This window comes from Pseudomonas sp. 3296 (assembly GCF_031456615.1).
GTDB lineage: Bacteria > Pseudomonadota > Gammaproteobacteria > Pseudomonadales > Pseudomonadaceae > Aquipseudomonas > Aquipseudomonas mucoides.
In genome coordinates, this window is sequence record NZ_JAVDUY010000009.1 from 387,907 (window position 1) to 399,930 (window position 12,024).

A 12,024-nucleotide genomic window follows, 5' to 3' on the forward strand; every position below is an offset into this window, starting at 1 on the left:
TGGGGTGGGTTGTAGATTTGTGATCAGTGCTGGCGCAACCACTCGATAAACAGCGCAAACAACTCTGACTGCGACCCGACTTCCAGCTTCAAATACAGATTCTTGCGGTGCATCCGCACCGTCTCCGGCGAGATGCTCATCTGGCTGGCCGTGGATTTCACCGAATGCCCCCGAAGTACCATGTGCGCCACTTCCCGCTCGCGCTCGGTCAACAAATCGCAACCAAAGTTTTCGAAGGCGGACTGCACGCGATGCTTCAGATCGTCACTTTCAGTGACTGCGCTTTGCACCAGGCCACGACGGCCAAACTCACTGACAAATTCCCGAACCAAAGGCTCCACCGCGCGCAACAGGTTCAACTGCTCCGCCCGCAGGCTTTCCCCGCCAAATCCCTGAAACAGGCTGACCGAGACCTGGCTGTCATGCCCCGTATCGATCAGGTAAAAACTGTCCTCCGAACACCCGGTCTTCAAGTAATAAGTCTTGTAGTACTCGCTGTCGAAGAAGTTGTCCGGGGCGATTTCCTCCAGGTGATAAAACCCTTCGGCCAGCCCCTGCTCCACCGCGAGGCAAAACGGGTCGAGCAAGTAGCCACCGGAAAAATAGCGGTCGATGATCGAGTCCCGATACTGCTCCGGGATACCACGCTGGTACAGCAACTGCGGCGCGCGGTCCTTGTGTTCGAGGCTGATCATCACCGATTCGATGGACACCAGATGCCCGAACGCCGACGCCAGGTAGTGCAACGCATCAGGCGCGTCGACATGGGCGAATGCCTCGCGCATGTCGCCGTGCCATTTGTGCAAGGCCCCGAAGGGCAATGCGATCAGCGTATCGTCGTTGGGTTTGCTCATGCCCCGCAGTCTAGCGGGAGAACCGACGCCGGGTAACCGCCGATTGATCGAACTCATTGCCCGACGTACTGGCCGCTTTTCTCAAGCTCGGCCGCCACTTCAAGAATGCACACCCGCAGGATCTCGACGATTTCATCGACCTGGGCGCAGGTCAGAATCAACGGCGGCGACATCACGTTGAGGTGCATGATCGGCCGCACCAGCAGCCCTCGGGCCTGGGCCCGGGAGTGAATCATCTCGCCAATATTGATCTCATCGGCGAATAACGCCTTGGTGCGTTTGTCGGCCACGAACTCCACGCAGGCCATGAACTTCTGACAGCGAACATCGCCCACCAGCGGCAAGTCGCTGAGGGTTGCCAGGCGTTCTTCGAGGTACGCGCCGACCACCTCGACATGCTCCAGCAGGTGTTCGCGCTCGATGATCTCGATGTTTTTCAGCGCCGCCGTGCAGCACACCGGGTGGCCGCTGTAGGTGAAGCCGTGGGTAAAGCAGCGACCCTTGCCGGGCTCGGCGATGACTTTCCAGATACGGTCGGAAAAGATGCACGCACCCAGCGGCAAATAAGCCGAAGTCAGGCCTTTGGCCGTGGTGATGATGTCCGGCTGCACATCGAACAGATCATAGGAGGCGAAGAATTTGCCCAGGCGCCCGAACGAGGTCACCACTTCATCGGCGACAAACAGAATATCGTAGCGCTGGCAGACTTCCCACATGCGTTTCAGGTAACCCTTGGGCGGGATGATCACCCCGCCCGAGCCCATGATCGGCTCGGCAAAGAAGCCCGCAACCTTGTCCGCGCCGATGGCCAGGATCTTGTCCTCGAACTCCTTGATCAGGAACTCGAGAAACTGCGCCTCGTCCATACCGTCCGGTGCGCGGTAAGGATTCGGGTTGGAGACGTGGTGGATCTTGTCGTTGGCGTAATCGAATTCCGGCACGCGGTCGGCGGCTTTGTTGCCAATCGACATCGTCAGCGTGGTGGAGCCGTGATACGCGTTAAACCGGGCGATGACGTGCTTCTTCTGCGGTTTGCCACGGCAATTCTGGTAGTACTGAATCAGTCGGTACGCAGTGTCCACGGCGGTGGAGCCGCCGGTGGTCAGGAACACATGATCGAGGTCGCCCGGCGCCAGGCTGGCGAGTTTTTCGCACAACTGGATGGCAACGTTGTTGGACATGTCGGAAAACGGATTCGAATACGCCAGTTGCCGCACCTGATCGGCAATCGCCAGGGCCATTTCCTCGCGGCCCAAGCCGATATTGGTGCACCACATGCCGCCGACCGCATCGAGAAACCGGTTGCCTTGAGCGTCGTAAATATAGGCGCCGTCACCGGCCACGATGTTCAGCGCGCCCTGTTCGGCGTGCTCGTCGAACACATGGTAGCCGTGCATGTAGTGGGCTTTGTCAGCCTTGATCAACTGGGCGTCATCAACGGCCGGCAGTGCTTTCAACGTTGGAGTAGCCATACAAAAACCTCGAACCGAAGGGTTAAACGATCAGATCCCGCTCTTCACCGTGCTCCAGACGCGGGTGATGGCGCGCATTTCCTTGGCGTCCTGAGTCTTTTGCGGAAACAGGCGCTGGCGGGTTTCTTCATCGGGGTAGATCGCCGGATTGCTGCGCACATCGGCATTGAGCAACGGCGTGGCCGCCGCGTTGCTGTTGGCGTAGTGGATGTAGTCGGTGACGTCCGCCATCACTTGTGGCTGCATCAGGTACTCAAGGAACTTGTGTGCGTTGGCCACGTGCGGCGCGTCGGCGGGGATGTACATATTGTCGAACCAGATCAGCGAACCTTCCTTGGGTATGAAGTAGGCCAGTTTGATCTTCAGCTTGGCTTCTTCGGCGCGGGCCATGGCGGTGGCGTAGTCGCCGGACCAGGTCATGGCCATGCAGACATCGCCGTTGGGCAGGCTGGTCAGGTAGTTCACCGAGTCGAACTTCTTGATGTACGGCCGCACGGACAGCAACAAGTCCTGCGCAGCTTTCAAGTCTTCCGGCGACGCACTTCGCGGGTCTCGACCCAGGTACTTCAAGGCCAGCGGAATCACTTCAGTGGGTGCATCGACCAGGGTGACGCCGCAGTCGGCGAAGCGCGAGACGATTTTGGGATCGAAGATCATCGCCAGCGAACCAATCGGCGCGTCCGGCATGCGTTCCTTGATCTTGTCGACGTTGTAGGTGATGCCGTTGCTGCCCCAGGTGTACGGCGCAGAGTACACGGTGCCGGCATCGAAGCCCTGCAAGTCCTGCAAGACTTTCGGGTCAAGGTTGGTCCAGCCCGGCAGCAACTTCTTGTCCAGCGGCTGGAACACTTTTGCCTTGATCAAGGGCGGCGCAAGGGAGGCATTCAATACCACCAGATCGTAACCGGAGTGCCCGGTCAGCAACTTCGCCTGGACGGTTTCGTAGGCATCGAACGTGTCGTAGATCACCTTGATCCCGGAGGCTTTCTCAAAGTCGGCAATGGTCTTTTCGCCGATGTAGTCCGCCCAGTTATACAACCGGAGCGTATTGTTTTCGTTCACGTCAGTGGCGGCGTGCACATTGAGTGTCAGCGGAACTAGCAACAGACTGGAAATCACCATGAGGGCCTTGCGCATAGCAAATTCACCTTATCAAGCGAAGTCGGTTCTGGACGACCGGTTGATGCCACTATTGAGCGATCGGGCCAACGGCACCATACCCCGAATGGGTGTGTGAACCTTTTTGCCGGCCAGCGCTGCGGCGAAAACATGGCAAAAAGCAGCAGTTTCGTTGACTCGTTTTGTCATAGCTCCCGCGCCCGTCGGGCGCTTAGAGTGGCTGCCGGACAAAACGGGCGGGGCATTCCATGACTGAGCTGATCAAACAACAACGCAACGAAGGCGTTTTGACGCTCACGCTCGACCGCCCCGACAAGCTCAACGCGCTGAACAACAGCCTGTACACGCAGTTGGCCGACCAGTTGCTGGCGGCGGATGAAGACGTAGACGTCGGCGTGATCGTGATCACCGGCGGCACCACGTGCTTTACCAGTGGCAACGATCTGGCGGATTTTCTCGAGCACCCGCCGACGCATCTGGACAGTCCTGCGTTTCGCCTGATGAACGTCGTCATTCACCTGAAAACCCCATTGGTCGCCGCCGTGTGTGGCGCGGCCATCGGCATTGGCACCACCTTGTTGCTGCATTGCGATCAGGTGCTGGTGACGCGAAACGCCAAGCTGCGCGTGCCATTCGTCAACCTGGGCCTGTGCCCCGAGTTCGGTGCCAGCCTGTTGTTGCCGCGCCTGATCGGTCACGCCCGCGCCGCGCGTCTGCTGCTGTGGGGCGACAGCCTCGACGGTGCTGCGGCGGTCGCCTGCGGCCTGGCCAACGAGCTGTTCGACGACGGCCAACAATGCCTGGACGCCGCGCAAAACCTGGCCCGACGCCTGCTGGCCTTGCCGCAGGAATCCCTGCGCCAGACCCGGCAACTGCTCAAACAGCCGGCGCTGCCAGAACTGCAAGCCACTATTCGTCAGGAAAACCTGTTGTTCATCGAGCGCCTCAAGTCACCTGAAGCGCAAACAGCGTTGACCGCCCTACTCAATCGCAGTACAGAAAAGCATTCACCAAGAGGAAAGCCGTAATGAACACCCCGGATATTTTTGTTGTCAGCGCCGCACGTACCGCCATCGGCACCTTTGGTGGTTCGCTCAAAGACGTTCCGCTGGCCGACCTCGCGACCACGGCGGTCAAGGCCGCCCTGCAACGCTCCGGCGTAGACCCGGCGCAAGTTGGCCATCTGGTGATGGGCAGCGTGATCCCGACCGAAACCCGCGACGCCTACATCTCCCGCGTTGCCGCGATGAACGCCGGCATCCCGAAAGAAACTCCGGCCTACAACGTCAACCGCCTGTGCGGTTCCGGCCTGCAAGCGATCATCAATGCCGCGCAAACCCTGATGCTGGGCGATGCCGAGATCGTCGTCGGTGCCGGTGCCGAATCCATGAGCCGCGGTCCTTACATCATGCCGGCCGCCCGTTGGGGTGCGCGCATGGGCAACATCCAGGCCATCGACTACATGCTGGGCATCCTGCATGACCCGTTCCACGGCATCCACATGGGCATCACCGCCGAGAACGTCGCCGAGCGCAACGGCATCACCCGTGAGATGCAAGACGCCCTGGCCCTGGAAGACCAGAAACGCGCGGCCTTCGCCATCGCCAATGGCTACTTCAGCGAGCAAATCGTTGGCGTGGAAATCCGTGATCGCAAGGAAACCAAGCTGTTCAGCGTCGACGAACACCCTCGCGCCACCTCGCTGGAACAACTGGCGGGCATGAAGCCAGCGTTCAAGAAAGACGGCTCGGTCACGGCCGGCAACGCTTCCGGCCTGAACGACGGCGCCGCTGCGCTGGTCATGGCCACCGGTGCCGCTGTGCAGAACAACAACCTGCGCCCGCTGGCCCGTCTGGTCAGCTACGCCCACGCCGGTGTCGAACCGGAACTGATGGGCCTCGGCCCGGTGCCGGCCACCCGCCTGGCGCTCAAGCGTGCCGGCCTGACCGTCGCCGACATGGACGTGATCGAAGCCAACATCGCCTTCGCCGCCCAGGCCTGTGCCGTCAGCCAGGAACTGGACCTCGACCCGGCCAAGGTCAACCCGAACGGTTCGGGTATTTCCCTGGGTCACCCGGTCGGCGCCACCGGCGCGATCATCGCCACCAAAGCCATCCACGAACTGCACCGCACCAACGGCCGTTATGCGCTGGTGACCATGTGCATCGGCGGTGGCCAAGGGATTGCGGCGATTTTCGAACGGGTTTAATAGTGTCAACGCGATGCCCGGTGCAACGCCGGGCATCGCAGCCGTTTGATGATTTCCTTCGACAACGGGTCGCAATCCATTCATCCCGCCCCTTCCTTGCGCCCTGGATTAACTCCCAGAGCCAGTTGCCGTGCCGTGCGGCCAGCTCCTGTGGAGACCGCCCCTGCAAAACCTCCAAACCCGCAAACAGCAAAACCCCGTCGAGAGCCGGGATCATCAGGACCTGGAAGAAGTTTTCACCCTGCTGGCAATGTAGAGAGACGCGCTGCGCGTACTTGACGGGAAGCGATGTGGGTTGCCGTTATGCCGCGCAAAATTTTGAGCCGGCTATCACTAGGATTTTTCCTACATTTCAGTGGCTTCATGCCTACAAACCATGGGTCATTGGTGCGGCACTATTCAACTTTTTCAGGCCATTGGGCTATCAAAGGGCAATGGTTCTTTTACGAAATTTCTGGATAGAAGATCATTGGCGATGAATAGCTTTCCGCTCCGTGCACTGGTTCTTGAGGACCATCCATTTCAGCGGGCGTTTGCAGTGAAGGTGCTGCAACATTTGGGGTGTACCGAGATCTTCGAAGCCGAAGACGGAGAGCAGGCGCTGGCGTTATTACAGCAGGTTGGCGGCGTGGATATCACGCTGTGCGATCTGCGCATGAATGGCATGGATGGCCTGGAGTTCTTGCAGCAGGCGAGCCACTCCAATTTGGTGGGCGCGATCATCATCAGCAGCTCGATGTCTTCTGATCTGCGGTGCTCGGTACAGAAAATTGTTTCTTTGCTGGGGATGCAGCTATTGGGTGACGCCGGCAAACCCTTGCGACCGGAAGCATTGGCGCCGTTACTCGCGAAGTATTCGGCAAGCACGCACAAACCCTCGCATCGCGCCCCGAACCTGAACCTTGAACTGCCGGACAGCCAGGAAGTCGCCCATGCCCTGCATGACCGGCAGGTGAAGGCGTACTACCAACCTAAAATCAATCTGCACACAGGCCAGGTTTATGGCGTCGAGGTGCTGGCCCGGTGGCTACACCCCATCAAGGGAATTTTATCACCGGCGTTCTTCATTCCGACACTTGAACATTGTGGGCTGATGGACGAACTGTTGTTCGATCAGATGAGCCAGGCCTTGGCGCTGCAAAAGCAAGTGAACGAAAAGAACATCGACCTGAATTTTGCATTCAACCTGCAAACGTCTCAATTGGCCGGTGGTCATCTCACGCAGCGAATCAAATCGATACTCGATCACTTCGACCTCCCAGGCGCTGGCCTGACGTTTGAGTTGACCGAGAGCGGGTTACTTGAAGCAACAGCGGACAGCCTTGAGACATTGGTACGCTTACGCATGATGGGCTGCCAATTGTCCATTGATGACTTTGGCGCGGGGTTTTCTTCGATCCAGCGTTTATGTCAGCTGCCGTTCAATGAAATCAAACTGGACACCGAGTTCGTGCGTACCTTGCAGGAACAACGCTGCCAGACGGTGATCAGCAGCATCCTCGCACTGGGTGACTCGTTGGGCATGTCAGTGGTTATTGAAGGGATCGAAACGCTTGAGCAACGTGACAAACTGCTGGAGCTGGGCTGCTCGAGAGGACAAGGCTATTTCTATGCCCGCCCCATGAGCGGCGCCGATTTATTGTCGTGGCTGACTCCTGCGTCTTTGGGCTGAGTTTCGTAGACACTTCCAGGTCTTGAAATGACGAAGGCCCCATAGGGGCCTTCTTCTTTGCAGCCGCGTTTCAGCGATCGGGTAGCTCACTACTATAAGTTGGTGTCGAGCACCTGGGCACAGGTCTGTGGCAAGAACACATACGACTGCGCGACTTTGTTGTCGTCGAACATCACCTTGTACTGGCAGACCCGCGGCTCATGGGTGCCGGGCTGTTGGAACTTGAAGATGTAGTCCCACTCACGGACGTTGAACATGGCTTCGGAGAAATGCGGCAAGCCAATCAGCTCGTAGATTTGTGGCTTGGTCAGACCTGGCACGACCTTGCGCAAATTCTCCACGTTCACATAACTGCCTTCGGTACGGCTGGCATCCTTGAGCGCCGGAAACACCGGGTTGCTGGACTTTCCACTCGCATTGACATGGCTTGGGTTGGTACCACAAGCCGCCAGTGTTGCGGCCAGGCCGCCGCTCAGCAGCAGACGCACCATTAATTTATTGAGCTTTTGCATAACATTCTCGACACGATAAAAAGGGAGAAGAGCCCGGCATACGCCGGGCTCTGGATCAACGTGAAAGGCTTACCATTGATAACCCACACCCACCGATGCGCCGAATTCGCGCTGGGTGTTGGTCGTGGCTTGCAGTTTGGTGACCCATCGGCCGTTATCCGAGATCCGCGACACGCCCAAGGCCATCGCCGATTCACCGCGATAGGTACCCATGGAGCCGGAGGTCATGCTTGCACCCGCGGCGTACGGCTGAGGCAGCGCAGCCATGGCCATTGCACCGGCGACACCAGCGCTCAAGTCGTCATCCAACTGCTTGATGTCTTTGTTCAACGCGCTGTAGACCGAGTTGGTGTAGGCATTGGCATTGTTGGTCGCGTCAGTCACGCCCTTGTTCAACTGGCTCAGGTTGACTGCGTCTGTCGGCGCTGTACCGGCCGCCACGTTGGTGATCTGGCGCTCGCTGCCTGCTGAGCCTACCGAAACGCTGTTGGCACGATCGGCAATCGAGTTGGCACCCAGCGCTACCGAGTTATCCGCCTTGGCGTTGGAACCGTTACCCGTTGCCGTCGAGTTGTTGCCCGCGGCGATGGCGTTAGTGCCGACGGCCGAACCGTTCTTGCCAGAGGCCTTGGCGCCCGCACCGCCCGCCATCGAGTCCTCGCCAGTCGCTGACGGTTTTGGCAGGTTGCTGGTGTTGTTGACCTGGAACATGCCATCGGTGCCGTTTTGCAGATGAGTGACATTCGTCACCGCCTGGGTCACACGGTTGTCGACACTGGAAATCCGCTTGTCCTGATTCACAACGGAGGTGTTGATCGTGCTGATCGAGTCATCGGTGTACTTCTTCGACTCGGCCACAGCACCGTCCAGCTGACGCAGGTTAACCGCATCGGTGGCGTCCTTACCGTCCGCGACATTGCTGAGTGTGCGGGTTTCGCCCGTTGCCGCGTTGCCAACGGACACTGTTCCTGATGTAGCGTTATCGGCGCCAGAGTACTTGCCGGTATAGGTTTCAGCACCACGACCGCCATCGCTGGACCCGCTGCCCAATGCAACGCTGCCATCGGCAGATGCCTTGGCCCCATTGCCCACGGCAACAGAATTGCTGCCCGTTGCATTTGCACCGTTACCCGAAGCCACCGAACCAGCGCCCGACGCTACGGCATTCGGTCCGACGGCAACCGACTCGGCCCCACTGGCCACGGAGTCAGCACCCGATGAGTTGGCATGGAAATACTTGATGCCCCCACCGTTGGTGATGTTGCTGATATTGCCCTCGATATTCGTCACTCGATTATCGATACCGGTAACCTGCTGGCCCAAGGCAAAAAGCTGCGAACCGTTGACTGCATCCTTGGAGTTGGCGCTGAGATCACCCGCCCCCACGTTGGTAATTTTGTTGACGGTGTTACCGCCATGGCTCGCACTGAAAGCACCCAGGCTGGAATCCCACTGTAACGCGTCATTCGCCAGGTTGTTGATGTCGGTGGTGTTGGTGGCCACCTGAGTGTTGGTCTGGTTGAGCTGTGACATGTTCACCGCATCGCTGTCAGCGACACCATTGGCCACGTTGGTGATTTTGGTGCCGCCGGTGTGGGTGCTGTTGTCGTAGGTATTGCCACCCAGGGTGATGGTGTTGTGGGTGCTGTCATCGTACTTGACCGCATCGGCCACAGAGGCCGCGGCGCCTGCTTCGACGGCTTTCAATTGCTTGACGTTGACCGCATCCGCATCAGCGGCACCGGCCGACAGCCCGGTCATACGACGATCACCGATGTTAACTTCGCCTGTCGAGGTGCCCCTCACCAGGTAAGCCTGTTGACCCAGAGTGCTGCCATCCGCGACCGAGCCTGCGCCCAGTGCAACACTGCCGTCGTGGCTAGCCACTGCGCCCATACCGATCGCGACTGCATCCTGACCCGAAGCAACCGAATCCGTGCCGGTGGAGTTGGCGTGGAAGTACTTGGTGCCCGTCTCATAGAGATTGGTCAGAGAGTTGCCGAGGTTGGTGATGCTGCTGTTGGTTTCGGTCAATTGCGAATAATTCACCGCATCACTTGGCGCCTTGCCATCGGCTACGTTGGTGATTTTGGTGCCGCCGGTGTGGGTGCTGTTGTCGTAGGTATTGCCACCCAGGGTGATGGTGTTGTGGGTGCTGTCGTCGTACTTGACGGCACCGGCGTCGACCGCAGAGAGGGCCTCATTGGTCGCGTTCAGCTGGCTGCCGTTGATGGCGTCGGTGCTGCTGGAATTGACCTGTCCGGCCGCTACGTTGATGATCTGGCGTTCCCCGTTGACAGTACCCACGCTCACCACACCTGACGGCGCGCCGCCCGCGTAATTGTAGGTCGTGCCATTGATGACGCCTGTGGGCGTGCCCAATGCCGCTCTGTCGGTGCTGTTATTGCCCAGCACCACGCTGTTGTCCTGAGTGGTAGTGACGTTATTGCCCATCACGAATGTGTTGTCATTCGCGATAGTGTTGGCGTTACCCAGGCTATAGCTGTTGTCGCCGGAGACGCCTTTGAAATTGAAGATAAGTCCGTTACCGATGGCACCGGAGTTAGTGCCTGTCACCACATTTTCGGCGCCGATGCCGATGCTCGCCCTGCCCTCTGCACGAGCAGCAGTACCCAATGCGATGGCGCTAACCCCGGACGCTCTGGCCCTGTCGCCTATCGCCGTGGCACTCGAGTCGCTAGCCACCGCCAGGTTACCGATACCCGTGCTGTTGTTGCCCGACGCGATGGTCCAGGTACCTAACGCGATTCCGTTCGTACCCGAAGCAACCGGAGCATTACCGATACCAATAGCGCTGTAGCCGGTGGCTTTGGTACCTGAACCAATGGCCACTGTGTAGCCTTCTGTGGCCTGAGCCGAGAAACCTAACGCTAAAGACTTCACGATACTCGTGCTGCCACTCACTCCCGAAACGGCGCCTTGTCCAAGTGCCATGGTTTGCGACCCATAGGCCGTTGCGCCAGTACCGAGCGCGATGGCGTTAAACAATTGCGCCGACGAGTTCGTACCGATGGCAATCGCACCGCCCACGTGCCCATCAGCATCTACTGCGCCATCTGCTTTCGCAGTAGTGCCAAGCGCCAGGTCATTTACCTGCGCTGCGCTTGCTCCCTCGCCGCATGCGAGCGCCTTATCCCCTGGCGCCGAGGGAGCAGTCACCCACGTCCCGTTAACCAGACAGGTATTACCTGTCGCAGCAGAAGCAACGTTGATTGAACCAGCGCCAAACAACAGTGCCACCGTGGCAAGTTTGGTTGCCGAACTCATCTTCTTGTTGCCGCTGTCCAACGTGGAAGACTTGGTTTTAGAAATTGCAAGTTCGGAAGCAACAACCCACGTGCTAAGTGTCGCATTCCAAACCAACTTGAATATTTTGTTCATTGCATTACCTGCTGAGCGTGTCGAGTGCCCCCAGATGAACTACCCGAGGCCGTGTGGCGACTTTAGATAGGTTGACTTGTATTTAATGTAGGAAAATTCCCAGCGTTGCTTCCTAACAAACACATTTCGACACGCTTTTGAGCTCCGGCCTTTCGGTGGGAAATTTCCTACAAAAGCAGGGGCTTAGCCCTACATTTCCACCACTCTATTTGGTGAAGCATTCAGACACCCGCGCAAAGGGATAACGATGTGCAGAGTTTCTCTGCTACAACCAAAACCACAAGATTTGAAGTGACCCACAACTACTAAGATCTGGAGCGAATAAATTCATGCCTAAAGAGACACAGTCTTCCAGTCCAATGCCTAGTGTCTTGCGCCCGGCGACACCCAACAATCCGCCTGGCAATCAAAAATCAAAACAAGGCGCAATACTTGGCCAAGGGACAAACACCACACTTACATCCCCTTTTATTCAGCCAACCGGCTCGGTGAAACCGGCGCCGCCCCCTGTAAAATCGAAACCGACCCCCTTTCAAGTGCCTAAAACCTGCCCTCTGTGCAGGACCCATCACATCGGTGCTTGCGCGACTAAACAGTCGACACCGTCCTCTTCAGACGCCGGAAAATCTGCCACCGCTCAAGAGATCCTCGACAAATATAAGAGCGGTTATACCGCAACAGATAGAGTACTGTAGTGGTCTAATGAAACCGGACACCCATTTAGGCGAGAATGCTCGCCCGATCGAGGTGTCAGATGACCAAACAACGCCGTTCCTTTTCTGCT

8 protein-coding genes and 1 pseudogene are annotated in these 12,024 nt (G+C 58.2%); 3 read left to right on the forward strand and 6 right to left on the reverse strand.

Features of this window, described 5'->3' with window-relative positions; translation table 11 throughout:
- Positions 1–23 precede the first annotated feature (23 nt).
- The 3 genes from J2X66_RS25590 to J2X66_RS25600 are packed head-to-tail and all read right to left on the reverse strand — an operon-like array spanning position 24 to position 3,463.
- Positions 24–911 (reverse strand): helix-turn-helix transcriptional regulator, encoded by an 888-nt coding sequence (locus J2X66_RS25590; RefSeq protein WP_310270246.1) that lies wholly within the window; start codon positions 909–911, stop codon positions 24–26.
- Positions 908–2,326, reverse strand: a complete 1,419-nt coding sequence (locus J2X66_RS25595; RefSeq protein ID WP_310270248.1) for an aminotransferase — start codon at positions 2,324–2,326, stop codon at positions 908–910. Before J2X66_RS25595 ends, J2X66_RS25590 begins: the two co-directional genes overlap by 4 nt.
- Positions 2,327–2,356: 30 nt before the next feature.
- Positions 2,357–3,463 carry a polyamine ABC transporter substrate-binding protein gene (locus J2X66_RS25600; RefSeq protein WP_123432481.1) on the reverse strand — a complete coding sequence of 369 codons (1,107 nt, stop codon included), beginning with the start codon at positions 3,461–3,463 and terminating at the stop codon, positions 2,357–2,359.
- 230 nt (positions 3,464–3,693) lie between these two features.
- On the opposite strand from J2X66_RS25600, the gene J2X66_RS25605 reads away from it, so the two are divergent.
- The 3 genes from J2X66_RS25605 (at position 3,694) to J2X66_RS25615 (ending at position 7,326) form a co-directional block, all read left to right on the forward strand.
- Entirely contained in the window at positions 3,694–4,473 is a 780-nt protein-coding gene (locus J2X66_RS25605; protein WP_310270252.1) for an enoyl-CoA hydratase, read from the forward strand.
- Positions 4,473–5,654 carry an acetyl-CoA C-acyltransferase family protein gene (locus tag J2X66_RS25610; RefSeq protein WP_310270255.1) on the forward strand — a complete coding sequence of 394 codons (1,182 nt, stop codon included), beginning with the start codon at positions 4,473–4,475 and terminating at the stop codon, positions 5,652–5,654. The genes J2X66_RS25605 and J2X66_RS25610 overlap by 1 nt, the downstream gene beginning before the upstream one ends.
- 376 nt (positions 5,655–6,030) lie before the next feature.
- Positions 6,031–7,326, forward strand: coding sequence for an EAL domain-containing response regulator (locus J2X66_RS25615; protein ID WP_310270257.1), 1,296 nt, complete (start codon positions 6,031–6,033; stop codon positions 7,324–7,326).
- Positions 7,327–7,418: 92 nt separating this feature from the next.
- Here J2X66_RS25615 and J2X66_RS25620 read toward each other — a convergent pair whose 3' ends face one another.
- The 3 genes and pseudogenes from J2X66_RS25620 to J2X66_RS30360 form a co-directional block, all read right to left on the reverse strand.
- Positions 7,419–7,838 carry an outer membrane protein assembly factor BamE gene (locus J2X66_RS25620; protein WP_310270260.1) on the reverse strand — a complete coding sequence of 140 codons (420 nt, stop codon included), beginning with the start codon at positions 7,836–7,838 and terminating at the stop codon, positions 7,419–7,421.
- A gap of 69 nt (positions 7,839–7,907) precedes the next feature.
- Positions 7,908–10,889: a YadA-like family protein gene (locus J2X66_RS25625; protein WP_310270263.1), complete on the reverse strand. Its 2,982-nt coding sequence runs from the start codon at positions 10,887–10,889 to the stop codon at positions 7,908–7,910.
- Positions 10,890–11,111: 222 nt separating this feature from the next.
- Positions 11,112–11,240, reverse strand: a pseudogene (locus J2X66_RS30360) (ESPR domain-containing protein); the annotation flags it as partial.
- Positions 11,241–12,024: the final 784 nt, after the last annotated feature.

Coding starts and splice junctions, on each gene's coding strand:
- J2X66_RS25595 (WP_310270248.1), bottom strand. CDS start 2,326: ATGGCTACTCCAACGTTGAAAGCACTGCCGGCCGTTGATGACGCCCAG.
- J2X66_RS25615 (WP_310270257.1), top strand. CDS start 6,031: ATGGGTCATTGGTGCGGCACTATTCAACTTTTTCAGGCCATTGGGCTA.
- J2X66_RS25620 (WP_310270260.1), bottom strand. CDS start 7,838: ATGCAAAAGCTCAATAAATTAATGGTGCGTCTGCTGCTGAGCGGCGGC.
- J2X66_RS25590 (WP_310270246.1), bottom strand. CDS start 911: ATGAGTTCGATCAATCGGCGGTTACCCGGCGTCGGTTCTCCCGCTAGA.
- J2X66_RS25610 (WP_310270255.1), top strand. CDS start 4,473: ATGAACACCCCGGATATTTTTGTTGTCAGCGCCGCACGTACCGCCATC.
- J2X66_RS25605 (WP_310270252.1), top strand. CDS start 3,694: ATGACTGAGCTGATCAAACAACAACGCAACGAAGGCGTTTTGACGCTC.
- J2X66_RS25600 (WP_123432481.1), bottom strand. CDS start 3,463: ATGCGCAAGGCCCTCATGGTGATTTCCAGTCTGTTGCTAGTTCCGCTG.